The organism is Vibrio limimangrovi (assembly GCF_054064025.1).
In genome coordinates, this window is sequence record NZ_JBSUGF010000004.1 from 20,165 (window position 1) to 37,542 (window position 17,378).

A 17,378-nucleotide genomic window follows, 5' to 3' on the forward strand; every position below is an offset into this window, starting at 1 on the left:
ATTATTGCTTGAATAGAAGCACAACAGCTTCTGTAGCAATACCTTCTTTGCGTCCAGTAAAACCGAGGCGCTCTGTCGTGGTTGCTTTAACGTTGATGTTGCTGATATCAGTTTCAAGATCTTGAGCGATTGTGGCACACATAGCTTCAATGTACGGAGCCATTTTTGGTGCCTGAGCAATGATAGTAATGTCTGCATTGCCTAGTCGATACCCTTGCTCTTTAACTCGGCGGTAGACATCTTTAAGTAACTCACGACTGTCAGCGCCTTTCCACTTATCGTCAGTATCAGGAAAATGACGGCCAATATCACCCGCAGCAATGGCACCAAGTAACGCATCACTTAGCGCATGCAGGGCAACATCACCATCTGAGTGCGCAATCAGTCCTTGTTCATAAGGAACAGAGACACCGCCGATAATAACCGGGCCTTCACCACCAAATTTATGCACGTCAAAACCGTGACCAATTCGAATCATTTCTTGTCCTTACTTACTCGCCGAGCTCAAGGCTTAGATAAAACTCAGCCAATGCGAGATCTTCTGGTTGAGTAATTTTTATATTGCTCGCATTGCCTTGTACCAAAGCAGGCGTTTCTCCCAACCACTCCAAAGCCGATGCTTCATCCGTGATAGGGATACCTTGCTGCAATGCATCATCCAAGGCCCGTTTTAGCTGCTGAGTTTTAAACATTTGTGGGGTTAGTGCATGCCACAATGCTTCTCTGTCGACCGTATGATCAATATCCTGTGCTGGATTCGCACGTTTCATCGTGTCTCTCACCGGCGAAGCAAGAATGCCACCCGTAGGATGAACGACACAAACATCAATCAGACGGTCAATATCCGTTAAAGATACACAAGGTCTTGCAGCATCGTGGACCAATACCCACTCACTGGAGAATTGTGCACTTACATAGTTTAGTCCTGAAAGCACAGAGTCTGCTCTTTCTTTGCCACCCGCAACTCGAATCACATCTGGATGATTTGCAATGGATAACTCAGGGTAATATGGGTCACCTTCCGTAATCGCCACCACCACTTTAGAGATTTTAGGATGTGAGAGAAGTTTCTCCACGGTATGCTCTAGCACCGCCTTGCCATTAATCAATAAATATTGCTTGGGACGATCGGCTTTCATTCGACTACCAACACCAGCAGCAGGAACAATAGCGATATGTGATAAAACAGTATCCAACATCTTACTGGTTTTCCTCACCAATAATTCGGTAGAAAGTCTCTCCATCTCGGACTAAGCCAAGTTCATGGCGTGCTCTTTCTTCAATCGCATCAATGCCTTGTTTTAAGTCGTCTATTTCAGCAAACATTTCATTATTACGAGCTTGTAGCTTGCTGTTCACTTGCTGCTGCACTTCAATTTCATCTTTTACTGCATAGTAATCAGACACTCCGTTCTTGCCGAACCAAAGAGTGTATTGAAGTAAGCCAAACAGTAAGGTTAGGGCTATAACAAAGATTCGCATATCGTTGCTAACATTCTGTACCGGAAGGAATTAGATAAGATGACATATATAGCATAAATGCTTGATTGCCTCTAGGGCAGAAAGGAAGACTCACAAACTCCTCACATGAAAGAGTGTAAAGAAACGCTATTTCAGCCCTGCGACATAAAAAAATACCCCGCCGAAGCGAGGTATTTACAAAGAGCGATTAAGCTAAGCTAATAATTAAGCTTGGCCTTTAACTTCTTTAAGACCGTTGAAAGGAGCGCGCTCACCTAGAGCTTCCTCGATACGGATAAGTTGGTTGTACTTAGCAACACGGTCAGAACGGCTCATAGAACCAGTCTTGATTTGACCTGCAGCTGTACCTACCGCTAGGTCAGCGATAGTTGCATCTTCAGTTTCGCCAGAACGGTGAGAGATTACTGCTGTGTAACCTGCGTCTTTAGCCATCTTGATTGCAGCTAGAGTCTCAGTTAGAGAACCGATTTGGTTGAACTTGATTAGGATAGAGTTAGCGATGCCTTTCTCGATACCTTCAGCTAGGATCTTAGTGTTTGTAACGAATAGATCGTCACCAACAAGTTGGATCTTGTCGCCTAGAAGTTGAGTTTGGTGTGCGAAACCAGCCCAATCAGACTCGTCTAGACCATCTTCGATAGATACGATTGGGAATTGCTCAACTAGACCAGCTAGGTAGTGGTTGAACTCTTCAGAAGTGAAAGTTTTACCTTCACCTTTCATGTTGTAGATGCCAGCGTCTTTGTCGAAGAACTCAGATGCAGCACAGTCCATAGCTAGAGTAACGTCTTTGCCTAGCTCGTAACCAGCAGCTGCAACCGCTTCTGCGATAACTTCTAGTGCTTCAGCGTTAGATTTTAGGTTAGGAGCGAAACCGCCTTCGTCACCAACAGCTGTGTTGTAGCCTTTAGACTTAAGTACTTTAGCTAGGTTGTGGAATACTTCAGCACCGATACGTAGAGCTTCTTTAAGAGTTTTCGCGCCAACTGGTTGGATCATGAACTCTTGGATGTCAACGTTGTTGTCTGCGTGCTCACCACCGTTGATGATGTTCATCATTGGTAGAGGCATAGAGAATTGACCAGGAGTGCCGTTTAGTTCAGCGATGTGCTCGTATAGAGGCATGCCTTTAGCTGCAGCTGCAGCTTTAGCGTTTGCTAGAGAAACAGCTAGGATAGCGTTAGCACCGAATTTAGATTTGTTTTCAGTACCATCTAGTTCGATCATTACTGCATCGATTGCAGCTTGGTCTTTAGCATCTTTGCCAACTAGAGCTTCAGCGATTGGGCCATTTACAGCTTCAATTGCTTTAAGAACACCTTTACCTAGGAAACGCGCTTTGTCACCGTCACGTAGCTCAAGAGCTTCGCGAGAACCTGTAGATGCACCAGATGGAGCTGCTGCCATACCTACGAAACCGCCTTCTAGGTGTACTTCAGCTTCTACAGTTGGGTTACCACGTGAGTCGATGATTTCACGACCTAGAACTTTAACGATCTTAGACATTAATGTTTCCTCTCGTTTCAAATATAAATGTCAATTTTAAAGGGTAGCAGCACAACCTTCGCAGCCACCCGTATCCCTTAAATTACTTCTCGAACTCGCCGCGTGAGAATTGACCCGCAGCCTTAACGAAGCCCGCAAACAATGGGTGACCATCGCGAGGCGTCGATGTAAATTCTGGATGGAACTGCGCTGCTACAAACCATGGGTGAGCAGGGTTCTCAATCACTTCAACCAATTTCTTGTCAGCAGATAAGCCTGAAACTTTTAGGCCAGCTTTTTCAATCTGCGGACGAAGATTGTTGTTTACTTCATAACGGTGGCGGTGACGTTCATGGATCGTCGCGCTACCGTATAGTTGGTAAGCTTTAGTACCTTTTTCCAGGTGGCATAGCTGAGAACCCAGGCGCATTGTACCGCCAAGATCAGAAGTCTCAGTACGCTCTTCTACGTTACCTTCACTATCTACCCATTCAGTGATCAAACCTACCACAGGGTACTTAGTGTTTTTGTTAAATTCTGTTGAATGTGCACCTTCCATGCCCGCAACGTTACGAGCATACTCGATAAGCGCTACTTGCATACCTAGACAAATACCCAGGTAAGGAACCTTGTTTTCACGTGCGTATTGAGCTGCACGGATCTTGCCTTCAACACCACGATCACCGAAACCACCTGGTACTAGGATAGCATCTAGACCTTCTAGAACTTCTACACCTTTGGTTTCAATATCTTGTGAATCTACGTACTTAATTGTTACGTTTAGACGGTTTTTCAAGCCAGCGTGCTTAAGCGCTTCGTTTACAGATTTGTAAGCGTCTGGTAGTTCGATGTATTTACCTACCATACCGATGGTTACATCACCAGTTGGGTTCGCTTCTTCGTAGATAACCTGTTCCCATTCAGAAAGGTCAGCTTCTGGCGCATTGATACCGAAACGAGCACAAACTAGGTCGTCTAGCCCTTGAGATTTTACTAGTTGAGGGATCTTGTAGATTGAATCTACGTCCTTCATTGAAATTACCGCTTTCTCAGGAACGTTACAGAATAGCGCAATCTTCTTACGCTCGTTCGCTGGAATCATACGATCGCTACGGCAAACTAGAATATCTGGTTGGATACCGATAGATAGTAGTTCTTTTACAGAGTGCTGAGTCGGTTTAGTTTTTACTTCACCTGCCGCAGCAAGGTAAGGAACTAGAGTCAGGTGCATGAACATCGCACGTTCACGGCCTACTTCGATTGCCAACTGACGAATCGCTTCCATGAATGGTAGAGATTCGATATCACCTACTGTGCCACCAACCTCAACGATAGCCACATCGTGACCTTCGGAGCCCGCGATTACACGGTCTTTGATTGCATTAGTGATATGAGGAATAACCTGAATCGTCGCACCTAGGTAATCACCACGACGCTCTTTACGAAGTACGTCAGCATAAACACGACCTGCAGTGAAGTTGTTACGCTTAGTCATCTTAGTGCGGATGAAACGCTCGTAGTGACCAAGGTCAAGGTCAGTCTCTGCGCCATCTTCCGTGACGAACACTTCACCGTGCTGAGTTGGGCTCATTGTGCCCGGATCAACGTTGATGTAAGGGTCAAGCTTCATCATAGTCACTTTAAGACCACGAGCTTCTAGAATAGCCGCAAGAGATGCTGCTGCAATACCTTTACCTAGAGAGGATACAACCCCGCCAGTAACAAAAATGTAATTTGTCGTCATGTTTAACCTGAAATTGGTTGAATGAGGGAAATGGAGTGCTTCTGGACGGGAGATAAATATACCAGAAGCTCCTTACCGCCACAACGTGAAATCTATCACACCGCAATTTTTTATTTTTTGCTTCAAATCAAAGTGGACAGAGAGAAACCAAACTGCACATTTATGTTCTGAGTCAATCTTGCCCCATAAATAGCATTCTCTACCCACTCAATCTTTATTCTTCCGTCTTCACTTCATCCCAAAACGTATCAAGTTCAGTTAAAGAGCAATCTTTGAGTCCCCTGCCAGATTGAGCCACTTTCACTTCCACCTGCTTAAAGCGTCTTGCAAACTTCAAGTTCGCTTTACCTAATGCAACCTCGGGATCCTTGCCTAGATGACGGGCCAGATTGACGGTAGCAAACAGCAAATCGCCCAACTCAAGCTCTACTTTTTCTTCATCTGGGTCAATTTGCAGCGCTTCATCCATGACTTCATCAACTTCTTCGCGAACCTTGTCTACCACAGGGCCAAGCGAATCCCAGTCAAAACCGTATTTGGCACATTTCTTCTGAATTTTTGTAGCACGAGAAAGCGCCGGCAAAGAGTTTGGTATTGAGTCTAGGATACTTTCTTCCGATTTGCCTACTTGTGCTTTTTCTTTCGCTTTTTCAGCTTCCCAGTTCGCCGTAATTTCCGCATCGGATTCAAACTCAACATCAGAAAAAACATGAGGATGACGACGAGTCAGTTTTTCATTGACCGTATCAACCACATCAGAAAATTCAAACAACCCCTGCTCTTTGGCCAACTGGCTGTAAAAAATCACCTGAAATAGCAAATCGCCCAGCTCTTCTTTGAGATTCGGCCAATCTCGATTTTGAATCGCATCAACGACTTCATAAGTTTCTTCTATCGTATGCGGCACAATGGTGTCGAAGCTCTGCTTCAGATCCCACGGACAACCACCCTCAGGATCGCGCAACTGCGCCATGATTGCTTCAAGCTGTTCAATTGGATGATTCATATACTTTTCCCTTAAACAAAGAGTTCCTTTAAACAAGGTCTTCCTATAAACAAAAAAGGTGAGCAGCATAACCACTCACCTTTTAAATTAATTCACTAGTGCGTTTTTACTAAACCGTTGGCTCTTTTAGCAAGGCAGCAAACTTATGAGCCTCCTGAGCATAGCCCGCTATGTGATGGAGCGAATAAGTGCAGCTAACGCAGATAAAAAGCTAAATGTGACGTAAAAACTAGCCGAGGCGTTTTACGGACATAACATCTTTTATTTGTTCAACACGTTTAGAAACGCGAGACAGCGCTTCCACATTGCTCACTTCGAGATCAAAGTCCATGATGGCCAGTTGGCGACGATAATCGAGGCGACTCTTCATGCTGGTGACTTTGATTTTTTCGTTCGCTAATAGGGTTGTGATGTCTTTAAGCAGACCACCACGCTCCATTGCTTCTACCCGTACGGTGAGAATGTAGGAGCCGACAAATCCGCTGCCCCAAACGGTATCAATGATTCGCTCTGGCGCATGGTGTCGTAACTCTTCTAGCTGCTCACAGTCACTACGGTGAACCGAAATACCACGACCTTGCGTTATGTAGCCACTGATCTCATCACCTGGAATTGGCTGACAACAACGAGCGAGGTGCGTCATCAGGTTATCTACACCTTCTACGACAACGGCATCTTTCTTAGGTCGGCTTTGAGCGGGTGCTTTTTGCTCTGCTTCCTGCAATTTCTCTAGTGCTTGCTGGTCTTCTTCTTCGGCGGTTGGCTTATTTACCAGGGCATTAATATGATTAATGATCTGGTTGATACGCAAATCTCCACTACCTACACCGACAAAGAGCTCATCGGGTGACTTGACGTTGAATCGCTTCAGCGCATAGCGCTCTGCATCTTTCAACGTCGCACCTATTTTAACCAGTTCATGCTCTAAGATTTCACGTCCGGCCTCTAAGTTTTTCTCACGACTTTGTTTACGGAACCAAGCGTTAATTTTAGCGCGGGCACGTCCGGAGTGAACGAAGCCCAGAGAAGGGTTCAACCAGTCACGTGATGGGTTTGGTTCTTTCGAAGTGATGATCTCTACCTGATCGCCCATATGAAGTTTATGGGTAAACGGCACAATGCGTCCTCCCACTTTGGCACCAATACAGCGGTGACCCACTTCAGAGTGAATATGGTAAGCAAAATCCAGTGGTGTTGCGCCCATCGGTAAATCAACCACATCACCTCGTGGCGTAAATGCGTATACTCGGTCATCAAAGACCTGACTGCGCAGCTCGTCCAGCATCTCACCAGAGTCGGACATCTCTTCTTGCCAATCCAGTAGTTTGCGTAGCCAGGTGATTTTCTCATCGTAGCCACTGCGAGCACTTGTGCCTTCTTTGTATTTCCAGTGAGCCGCGACACCCAGTTCCGATTCCTCATGCATTTGCTTGGTTCGGATCTGGATCTCGATGGTTTTGCCTTCTGGTCCAAGAATTACGGTGTGGATAGACTGGTAGCCATTGGGTTTTGGGTTCGCAACGTAGTCATCGAACTCGCTTGGCAGATGCTTGTACTTAGTGTGAACCACACCTAGAGCGGCATAGCAGTCTTGCAGTTTGTCAGCGATGATACGTACTGCTCGCACATCGAAAAGCTCATCAAACGCCAAGCTCTTCTTCTGCATTTTTCGCCAGATACTGTAGATGTGTTTTGGTCGACCGCTCACTTCAGCATTAATGCCAGAAGCTTTCATCTCTTGAGTGAGATCTTCGACAAAGTCTTTTATGTACTGCTCACGGACAATACGGCGCTCAGCTAACTGCTTTGCGATTTGTTTGTAGGTATCTGGCTGCTGGTAGCGGAAAGCGTAATCTTCAATTTCCCATTTAAGCTGACCGATGCCAAGTCGGTTAGCCAGCGGTGCATAGATGTTGGCACACTCTTTAGCGGCAGCACGTCGGACTTCATCCGGCGCTTTTTTCACTTCTATCAGGTTGCAGATGCGCTCTGCCAGTTTGATTACGACGCAACGAAAATCATCAACCATGGCAAGCAACATGCGACGAACGTTGTCTACCTGAGACGACGCAGCAGTGCTTTCCATAGTGACATTGAGTTGACCGATAGCGGCCATTTCTTCAACGCCATCAATCAGCTTTACAATTTCTTTGCTGTACTTCTCTTCAAACAATTCTCTTTTGAAAGCACCGCTTGAAACCAATGGGAACAGTTGAGCCGCAACCAGAGTCGCTTTATCCATAGACAAGGTGATCAGAATTTCGATCATCTCACGTCCACGCCACAGCAATAATTCCGCTTGTTCGTTATCCGCCAGAATAGACTGGCAGTCTTTATATACTTCGATTAAGCGTGATGCTGTGCTTTTCTCTTGCCCCAGACTAGCCACCCAGCGCTCGAGTTCAAACTGTTCATCTTGATTTAAATGCGCGCTTCTTACCGCAACCATCTCATCATCCTAATTATTATATTCGTGTGGTTTGACTAACACCGTTCAGATTAGTTCTTTTGCCAGCCTTAAGCGCTGACTTGTGGCCCTACCACAAGTAAAGGGCCTATGTCCTGATAACTAGGACTTTTCAAACAAGGCCATTGATTCTAAATGGCTGGTATGCGGGAACATATCCAACATACCTAACTTGGTTAATTTGTAGCCTTGTTCCAGTAAGCTCTGACTGTCCCTTGCAAGGGTAGCAGGATTACAAGAAACATAAACCACGCGCTGGGCACCAAGTGTGGAAACTTGATCGATGATCCCGCTCGCTCCGGCACGTGCTGGATCTAGCAGCACTTTATCAAACTTCTCTGCCGCCCATGCCTGACCTTCAAAGTCCAACTCAAGGTTAGCGTGATAAAATTGTGCGTTATTGATTTGGTTCAATGATGCATTATTTGTGGCTTTTTCCACCATTTCAGCCACCCCCTCAACACCCACAACGAGTTTCACTAACTTAGCAATTGGCAAGCTAAAATTACCAAGGCCGCAGAATAAATCTAACACTCGGTCGCTCTTTTGCGGGTCTAGCCACTCAACGGCCTGTTTCACCATTTTTTGGTTTACAGCTTGGTTGACCTGAATAAAGTTGTTCGGTGTAAATGGAACCTTCACACCAACTTCTTGATAAAAGGGTGTGTCACCCTCAACTAAGTCCAGCTGATCCGTTTGTGGCATCAGGTATAAGGTCGCGTTATGACGCTGCGCAAGCTCAGTTAAAGCCTCTGTTTCTGACTCAGCGAGCTTATTCAAATGTCTCAGTGTAATGCATGGTCCATTGTCGCCCAATACCAGTTCGACGTGACCAAGCTGCTCTGGCTTTTTAAAACTCTGTAGCAGGGTGTAAATTTCTGGCAATAACACATTAAGCTGCGGCGCTAAAACCGGACAATCAGTCACTTGGACAATCTGCTTGCTTTGCTTTTTACGGAATCCAAAATGGAGTTGATGCGTTTTTTTATCCACGAACAAACTCACTCGCGCACGGCGTCGGTAACCCAACTGTTCACCTAATACCGGTTCGTCCAGTTCGATATCATGACCAGCAAATTTTCGCATTAGCTGACGCAGAGTCTGCTGTTTGTGCGTCAATTGTTGGTCATAATCCAGATGCTGCAAATCACATCCGCCACACTCATAGTAATGCGGACAGAATGGTTCAACGCGTGTGTCACTCGGCTGCAAAATTTTGATCAACTTACCGCGGGCAAACTTACTTTTTTCTTCCACCAGTTGAGTAACGACCTCTTCACCAGGCAAAGCGCCTTCAATAAACAATGGCTTTTTATTCAGGTAGGCGATACCTGCGCCGTGGTGATCCAAACGCTCCACATGTACCGACTGATGACGAGTGTTGAGTTGGGTTTTCTTTTTAGGTTGGAAGATACGTGCCATGCTCTGTGCCTGATTTGTGTCTATTTGCTTTACGGCTTCACTATTATTGATTGCAGCCGTTGTGTGATTCGAATGACTTGATTATGCTTACCGTTTACCCGGTGACGTCACTTCTTTACTCAAGCTAGTATGACTACTCTTGAGAAATAATGCGTTATTTTCCCATATCCCGACTCCGATGTAATTAGATAATAGAAACATGACCAGATATGGCTTACGAGCACGTGTAATAACACTGACTCTCGCTCCCACTCTCATCATTGGCTTATTACTGAGCGGCTTTTTCTCATTTAACCGCTATCAGGATCTTGAAAAGCAAGTTATCACCACCGGCAATAGCATTATTGAGCCATTGGCGATTGCCAGTGAATCTCACTTACTGACAGAAAGCCGAGAAGCCGTTCGTCGCCTTATCAGCTACGCTCACCGCAAAAATTCGAAACTGGTCCGAAGCATTGCTGTCTTTGACTCTAACCACGAATTATTCGTCACTTCAAACTTTCATCCTAATTTCGAAGCCTTGATGTTTCCTAAAGATGAGCCAATCCCGTCATTGGGGAATTCGGAAATCTACGATAACTACCTGATACTGCGAGTGCCTATCTTATCTGAAGGCCATTATCTTGCAGATCTATCGAACAAAAGCCAAGCGACCAAAGCCATTGGTTATATTGCGGTGGAGCTCGACCTATCATCTTTACGACTTCAGCAATACCAGGAAGTTTTCTCTGCATTTTTAGTGCTTATTTTAGGCCTTGGTCTGGCCAGCGTGTTTGCATCCCGTTTAATGCATGATGTCACTCAACCGATCACTCACATGAAAAACGTCGTAGACCGTATTCGACGTGGACATTTGGACGTTCGTATTGAAGGTAAAATGCACGGTGAGCTTGATCAGTTGAAAAACGGTATCAACGCCATGGCGGTTTCTCTGTCGGAATACCATGTTGAGATGCAACACAGTATCGATCAGGCAACCTCTGACCTGCGTGAAACCTTAGAGCAGTTGGAAATTCAGAACGTTGAGTTAGACATCGCGAAGAAGCGTGCACAAGAAGCTGCACGAGTGAAGTCAGAATTCCTGGCCAACATGTCTCATGAGTTACGAACACCTCTGAACGGCGTGATTGGCTTTACGCGCCAGATGCTGAAAACTCAGTTATCAAACAGCCAGACAGATTACCTTCAGACCATTGAAAAATCAGCAAATAACCTGCTCAACATCATCAATGACATTCTCGATTTCTCCAAGTTAGAAGCAGGTAAACTGGCTCTGGAAAACATTCCGTTTGATTTCCGAGAGAGTCTGGAAGAAGTTATCAGCCTGCAAGCCACCAGCGCCCATGAGAAGGGGCTGGAAATCACGCTTAAAGTTGATCCTAAGATCCCACCTGGTTTAGTTGGTGACCCTTTGCGTATCCAGCAGGTTCTGACGAACCTGGTAGGTAACTCGATCAAATTTACTGAACGTGGAAACATCGATATCAGTGTTGAGATGCGATCTCAGTCCGGCGATTCCGTTGAACTGCAGTTTATGGTGCGCGATACAGGTATTGGTATTTCAGAACGTCAGCAAGCGCAGTTGTTCCAGGCATTTAGCCAAGCCGATGCAAGTATCTCTCGCCGCTATGGCGGAACAGGGCTGGGGCTGGTCATTACTCAGAAACTGGTTAGCCAGATGGGTGGCGAAATTAGCCTGACAAGTCGCCTGCACCAAGGTTCAACGTTCTGGTTTACCCTGCGCCTTCATTCGACAGAGATGCCAATGAGTGATCTGATTGAAGTTGAGCTTTTAACAGGTAAGCAATTGCTCCTGGTAGAGCCAAACATGCAGGCGGCCTCGGTGACACAACAGATTCTGAGCTTAGAAGGTATCATGGTGACCTACCGTTCAACTTTACCTGAAGTGGACGAGCATTATGATTATGTCTTACTGAATCTGGCTCCTAACCAGACTTACGATGAGCAATCCGTGGCAGCTTGGATTGAACAAGCAAAACGTATGGCACCAAGTGTGATCATGGGTACGCCAAGCACAGAACTTGCGCTTGCTGAACAAATCATGACTGAACATCATATTCAGTGCCTCACAAAACCTCTGTCGAGACGTCGATTACTGCAAAGCCTTATCAGCGAACATATTGAATCGCCGCTACCATCAATAACACCATTACCGACCGTACAAGAGGAACGTTTACCACTGCATGTGCTAGCCGTTGATGATAACCCAGCAAACTTGAAGCTGATTTCAGCTTTGCTTAAAGAGCGAGTTAAGACAGTGACCGCTTGCAGTAATGGCCAACAAGCGGTGAATCTGGCGACAGAGAAGAAATATGACATGGTGTTCATGGATATTCAGATGCCACATATGGATGGTGTAACCGCATGTAAACACATCAAGCAAATTGAACTCAATAAAGACACGCCAGTAATTGCGGTTACCGCCCATGCCATGGCAGGTGAAAGGGATCGACTGCTCGCTGCGGGTATGGATGACTACCTCACCAAACCGATAGAAGAGCATGTTCTGCAACAGGTTTTGGTTCACTGGAATCCAAATGCCTGTACCGACAACGTGGGAAAAGTCGCGCCTTCTTATGTTGATGAAGATGAAAATAACCAGCCAAACCCGGCAGAAACCGCTCATCAGGATGTCATTATCGATTGGCAGGCTGCGCTGAAGCAGAGCGCTAACAAAGAAGACTTAGCGAAAGATATGCTGCGTATGCTGGTCGAATTTATTCCAGAAGTAGATGGCATTGTCGCGAAAGCATTAGAGGAAGAGGATTTTTCACGAGACGATCTCATTCATGTGATCCACAAACTGCACGGCAGCAGTTCCTATTGCGGAGTTCCAAGGCTGAAATCCTTGTGTGCGACATTGGAGCAAGCTTTACGTTCTGGTTCCAGCATTGAAGATATTGAACCGGAAATGTTTGAACTTCAGGACGAGATGATTAAGGTGACAACAACCGCGAAACTCTATCTCGAGCAAGAGTAGCCATCATCGCGTTTAAAAAAGCCAGAGCATTGTGCTCTGGCTTTTGTGTATTTGGTTTCTGTACCCTTAGATCAGGACTCTAAAATCACAGTTGCTACCGCGTAGTGTCGTTCATCCGAAATAGACAGGTGAATATGCGTGACGCCCATGGTGTGAGCGATTTGTTTCGCCGTACCGGATAACGTTAATACAGGCTTGCCTAACTCATCATTACTTACGCAAAAATCATGAAAGGTTACCCCTTTGGCAATTCCCGTCCCTAACGCTTTAGAGGCCGCTTCTTTTACTGCAAAACGCTTCGCGAGATAGCGTCCTCTCTGCTTCAGTTGAGTAAACTTACTCATCTCTTCTTCACAAAGAATGCGCTGAGCAAATGATTCTCCCGTGCGAGCCAGCGCTTTTTCAATACGCTCAATCTCTGCAATGTCAGTACCTAAACCTAAAATAGCCATGCTTAATGTCGGATTACTTACGCGCTTCGATCATCAAAGCTTTCATATCAGCTACTGCCTTGTCCAGACCGTCGAATACGGCACGGCCAATGATTGAGTGACCAATATTCAACTCGTAAATCTCTGGCAGAGCCGCAATAGGAGCAACGTTGTGGTAAGTCAGACCGTGGCCCGCATTAACAATAATGCCCAAATCATCCGCGTAGCTTGCGCCTGCTGCGATTTTCTTCAGTTCAGCTTGTTGCTCTTCTTCAGTCTCCGCATCCGCATAGTGACCAGTATGCAGCTCAATGTATGGAGCACCACATTGTTTTGCCGCATCAATTTGCTTGCGGTCAGCGTCAATAAACAGAGAAACTTTGATGCCCACAGCTGTCAGCTTCTGCGTCGCCGCTTTTACTTTTTCAAGCTGGCCAACCACATCCAAACCACCCTCGGTCGTCAATTCTTCACGCTTCTCAGGAACCAGACAAACGAACTCAGGCATAGTTTTAAGAGCAATCTCAACCATTTCATCCGTTACTGCCATTTCCAGATTCATGCGTGTTTGGATAGTTTCACGCAAGATACGTACATCACGATCCAAAATATGGCGACGGTCTTCACGCAAGTGAATAGTGATACCATCCGCACCCGCTCGCTCTGCAATTTCGGCAGCATGAACTGGATCCGGGTACTTTGTACCGCGCGCATTGCGCAAAGTAGCAATATGGTCGATATTAACGCCTAAGTAGATTGAGCTCATTTTACATTACTCCGTGCTCTGAATGTCTGAATAAACAATTCACGACTTTTTAAAGGTTTGCCGCCAAGATACGGCTTTAAGGCTATACGTGTAAAGCGTTTTGCCGCTTTTAGCTGCTCTTTAGTGACGAAGCGCCGCTCACTGATGGCAACCAATTCATTACCCAAAAAAGTTAGGTTGTCACGCCTCACTGAAGCAATGAATCCCTTCTGCTCACGGTAACGATACGTCATATCAGGATCAACGGGCTCACCTGTCCCTGCACAGTGCATAAAGTCGACGCCGTAGCCCATAGAAGAAAGCAATGCCAACTCAAAACGACGCAGAGCTGGTTCTGGATTGTCACACTGAGCCAGCTCCGTTAGTGCATGCAGATAATCATGAAACAGCGCAGGCATTGGCACTTCCACCATCAGTACTCGTCCCACTAACTCATTCACATACATGGCGGAGTAGAGATTGATACCACTTAGCGGCAATCCAAGACTGATAGGTTCAGCCTGACGCAAGGTTTTCATTGAACCTTTGCCTGACCATTTGAGCAATAGAGGCGTAAACGGCTGCAGTGCACCTTTCAGGTTCGAGCGTTTGCTGCGTGCGCCTTTTGCCATTAACGTGACGCGGCCGTACTCCTCGCTGAAAATATCAAGGATTAAGCTCGATTCACTATATGGGCGTCGGTGCAATACAAAGCAGCGTTGAAAGCCTTCTGAGGACAGGTTGCTCATCTCAATCAGTATGCCTAAAAGTCTGAAATAAAAAATAAGGAGCCAAAAGGCTCCCTATTTGAATCAATGCTGGAGCGAAGTCTCTTCGCTTCAAGTTTAAAGGTCGTCTATGTAACCTAGTGAACGCAACGCACGTTCGTCGTCAGCCCAACCAGATTTCACTTTAACCCAAGTCTCGAGGTAAACCTTGCGACCAAACAGCTCTTCCATATCCAGACGAGCTTCACGACCAATCGTTTTGATCTTCTCACCGCCTTTACCAATCACCATTTTCTTCTGACCATTACGCTCAACAAGAATCAGGGCATTGATATGGAAGCCATCCGTTTCCGGGTTGTAATCAAAACGTTCAATCTCAACCGTCACTGAGTATGGCAACTCGTCACCCGTGAAGCGCATTAGCTTCTCACGCACGATTTCTGACGCCATGAAACGCTGAGAACGGTCTGTCACGTACTCTTCTGGGAAGTGGTGCGCTGCTTTAGGTAAGTGATCTCGCACATGCTTGCGCAATACATCAAGGTTCTTACCCTGTTTAGCTGAAATTGGTACCACGTCAACGAAGTTCATCTTCTTCGACATGTCCATCATGTGCAGCATCACGTCGTTGCGGTCTTGCACGTTGTCTACTTTGTTGACACAAAGCACCACAGGGAAGTTCGCCTTCTGTAGCTTGTTCAGCACCATTTCATCGTCGTTAGTCCAGTGCGTACCGTCAACCAGGAAGAAGACTAGGTTCACATCGCTTAACGATGAGTTTGCCGCGCGGTTCATCAAACGGTTGATTGCGCGTTTTTCTTCAATGTGAAGCCCTGGAGTATCGACGTAAATCGCCTGATAATCCCCATCCGTGTCCACACCCATAATACGGTGACGTGTGGTTTGCGGCTTACGAGAGGTAATCGAAATCTTCTGACCCAAAATTTTGTTCAGAAGTGTCGATTTACCCACGTTTGGTCGACCAACAATAGCAATGAAGCCACAATGCTGGTTTTCTGGTGAACTGACTTCACCGTGAGATGCAAAATATGCATCAATGTCGAATTCGTTATCAGCCATTAGTTAATTGCTCTAGTGCTGTTTCTGCTGCCGCCTGTTCTGCCTTGCGGCGGCTGGTGCCTTTACCGATTACAGGTTTATCCACACCTGCTACGTCACACTCAACCGTGAACTCTTGGTTGTGCGCTTCACCTTTAATATTAGTCACTGTGTAAACAGGCAGCGGTTTTCTTCTGCCTTGCAGGAACTCTTGTAGGCGAGTTTTTGGGTCTTTTTGTGATACACCAGGTTTAATGGCATCAAGACGAGACTGGTACCAACTCAGTACAATTCCTCGCACTTGTTCAATATCACTATCAAGGTAAATTGCACCAATAATGGCTTCTACCGCATCGGCGAGAATAGAGTCACGGCGGAAACCGCCACTCTTCAATTCACCTGGACCTAATTTTAAATAATCTCCTAGATCGAATTCACGACCCAGTTCCGCCAATGTATGCCCACGAACTAAGGTAGCGCGCATACGGCTCATGTCACCTTCGTTCACTTTCGGGAAACGATGGTACAGATCATCAGCGATGACAAAACTTAAAATTGAATCGCCCAGAAACTCAAGACGTTCGTTGTGTTTACTGTGAGCGCTGCGATGAGTCAGCGCCAGGTTGAGAAGCTCAGCATCTTTAAACTGATAGCCAAGCTTTGTCTCTAGTTTATCTATTGGAGAATTCATACTCTCTCGATATTAATGTTTATTTCTCTATATAGTTGAAGTTGCAGCTAGGCGACAAATAAATTCAGCCCTATGAACATAGATGTACTATGTGATTAGGGCGGCCGGCGAACCGGGGATTTATGCAGTCAACAACGCTGCGACTTCAAATATGACGAGAAGTTAGTGAATGCCACCGATACGGTTAAAACGCACACCAGTTGGAATCCATGAAGGTAGAACGCTATCTGCGCCACGCTCAAACTCGAAGCTGATCCAAATGGCGACAGCTTTGCCGACTAAGTTTGCTTCTGGGACGAAGCCCCAGTATCGGCTGTCTGCACTGTTGTCACGGTTATCGCCCATCACAAAGTACTGACCTTGTGGTACAACCCATTCTGTTGTGCCGCTGCGCGGAAAGTACTGCTCCACATGGTTGCGAACGATTGGGTTGACCAAAATATTGTGCTCAACGTTACCCAGTTTTTCATCCAATTGGATCATCGGGATACCATTTGAGCTAAATTGACTTTCTTTTACGTTACTTAAGTGTACAGGTTTACAATCAGAATCACCTTTCGTCTGAATACAAATCTGCTTATCCGTTGAATAACGCACAATATCACCCGGCATACCGACAACACGCTTGATGTAGTCAACGCTAGGCTGAGGCGGGTATTTAAACACCACAATATCGCCACGCTCTGGTTTACCTGTTTCTACCAGTTCAGTACGCCACACTGGGTCTTTCAAACCGTAGGCGTATTTTTCAACCAGAATAAAATCCCCAACCAGCAAAGTAGGCATCATTGAGCCAGATGGGATCTGAAACGGTTCATAAATAAAAGAACGTAAGACGAGTACAAACGCAATCACAGGGAAGATAGATACGCTGTTTTCAACCCACCAAGGCTGGCGCTCCACTTTTTGCAGCGTAACTGCATCCAGACCATTGGTTGTTTGTGCTTCTATCTCTGCGACTTTGGCCTGACGTTTTTTCGCAAACACCAGCTTCTCCAAAAGCCAGACTACACCAGTTACCAAGGTCACGATAACCAGAATCAGTGAGAATGTATTCGCCATTAAGTTCCCTTATCTAAAAATGCGAAAGTGAAAGAGCGTTAACTCTTTCACTTAT

The 17,378-nt window shown here is 45.9% G+C and carries 15 protein-coding genes; 1 reads left to right on the forward strand and 14 read right to left on the reverse strand.

Features of this window, described 5'->3' with window-relative positions:
* Position 1: 1 nt before the first annotated feature.
* The 8 genes from ispF to rlmD all read right to left on the reverse strand — a co-directional run bounded on the left by ispF (position 2) and on the right by rlmD (position 9,606).
* Positions 2–478, reverse strand: coding sequence for a 2-C-methyl-D-erythritol 2,4-cyclodiphosphate synthase (ispF, locus tag ACWYU8_RS04120; protein WP_457517418.1), 477 nt, complete (start codon positions 476–478; stop codon positions 2–4).
* A 13-nt stretch (positions 479–491) separates the two neighbouring features.
* Positions 492–1,199 (reverse strand): 2-C-methyl-D-erythritol 4-phosphate cytidylyltransferase, encoded by a 708-nt coding sequence (ispD, locus tag ACWYU8_RS04125; protein ID WP_457517420.1) that lies wholly within the window; start codon positions 1,197–1,199, stop codon positions 492–494.
* Position 1,200: 1 nt separating this feature from the next.
* The gene (ftsB, locus tag ACWYU8_RS04130) at positions 1,201–1,482 is read right to left on the reverse strand and encodes a cell division protein FtsB (RefSeq protein WP_457517422.1); all 282 of its coding nucleotides are present in this window, start codon (positions 1,480–1,482) and stop codon (positions 1,201–1,203) included.
* 204 nt (positions 1,483–1,686) lie between these two features.
* Positions 1,687–2,988, reverse strand: a complete 1,302-nt coding sequence (gene eno / locus ACWYU8_RS04135; protein ID WP_444495907.1) for a phosphopyruvate hydratase — start codon at positions 2,986–2,988, stop codon at positions 1,687–1,689.
* Positions 2,989–3,070: 82 nt separating this feature from the next.
* Complete coding sequence (locus ACWYU8_RS04140; RefSeq protein ID WP_457517424.1) at positions 3,071–4,711, reverse strand: CTP synthase; 1,641 nt, start codon at positions 4,709–4,711, stop codon at positions 3,071–3,073.
* Positions 4,712–4,925: 214 nt separating this feature from the next.
* A complete protein-coding gene (gene mazG, locus ACWYU8_RS04145) occupies positions 4,926–5,717 on the reverse strand; it encodes a nucleoside triphosphate pyrophosphohydrolase (RefSeq protein WP_457517426.1) in 792 nt (263 codons plus the stop codon).
* Positions 5,718–5,946: 229 nt separating this feature from the next.
* Complete coding sequence (gene relA / locus ACWYU8_RS04150; RefSeq protein WP_457517428.1) at positions 5,947–8,166, reverse strand: GTP diphosphokinase; 2,220 nt, start codon at positions 8,164–8,166, stop codon at positions 5,947–5,949.
* Positions 8,167–8,286: 120 nt separating this feature from the next.
* Positions 8,287–9,606: a 23S rRNA (uracil(1939)-C(5))-methyltransferase RlmD gene (gene rlmD / locus ACWYU8_RS04155; protein ID WP_457517430.1), complete on the reverse strand. Its 1,320-nt coding sequence runs from the start codon at positions 9,604–9,606 to the stop codon at positions 8,287–8,289.
* Between the two features lie 199 nt (positions 9,607–9,805).
* Here rlmD and barA point away from each other — a divergent pair, with 199 nt between their 5' ends.
* On the forward strand, positions 9,806–12,607 hold the full coding sequence (gene barA / locus ACWYU8_RS04160; protein ID WP_457517432.1) for a two-component sensor histidine kinase BarA: 2,802 nt from the start codon (positions 9,806–9,808) through the stop codon (positions 12,605–12,607).
* 71 nt (positions 12,608–12,678) lie between these two features.
* On the opposite strand, the gene acpS is transcribed toward barA, so the two are convergent.
* The 6 genes from acpS to lepB all read right to left on the reverse strand — a co-directional run bounded on the left by acpS (position 12,679) and on the right by lepB (position 17,323).
* Positions 12,679–13,059, reverse strand: a complete 381-nt coding sequence (gene acpS, locus ACWYU8_RS04165; protein WP_457517434.1) for a holo-ACP synthase — start codon at positions 13,057–13,059, stop codon at positions 12,679–12,681.
* Between the two features lie 13 nt (positions 13,060–13,072).
* Entirely contained in the window at positions 13,073–13,804 is a 732-nt protein-coding gene (pdxJ, locus tag ACWYU8_RS04170; protein ID WP_457517436.1) for a pyridoxine 5'-phosphate synthase, read from the reverse strand.
* A complete protein-coding gene (gene recO, locus ACWYU8_RS04175; protein WP_457517438.1) occupies positions 13,801–14,532 on the reverse strand; it encodes a DNA repair protein RecO in 732 nt (243 codons plus the stop codon). Before recO ends, pdxJ begins: the two co-directional genes overlap by 4 nt.
* A 96-nt stretch (positions 14,533–14,628) precedes the next feature.
* Positions 14,629–15,591 (reverse strand): GTPase Era, encoded by a 963-nt coding sequence (gene era, locus ACWYU8_RS04180; RefSeq protein ID WP_457517440.1) that lies wholly within the window; start codon positions 15,589–15,591, stop codon positions 14,629–14,631.
* The gene (gene rnc / locus ACWYU8_RS04185; protein WP_457517441.1) at positions 15,584–16,261 is read right to left on the reverse strand and encodes a ribonuclease III; all 678 of its coding nucleotides are present in this window, start codon (positions 16,259–16,261) and stop codon (positions 15,584–15,586) included. The genes era and rnc overlap by 8 nt, the downstream gene beginning before the upstream one ends.
* A gap of 162 nt (positions 16,262–16,423) precedes the next feature.
* Positions 16,424–17,323, reverse strand: coding sequence for a signal peptidase I (lepB, locus tag ACWYU8_RS04190; RefSeq protein WP_457517442.1), 900 nt, complete (start codon positions 17,321–17,323; stop codon positions 16,424–16,426).
* Between the last annotated feature and the right edge of the window lie 55 nt (positions 17,324–17,378).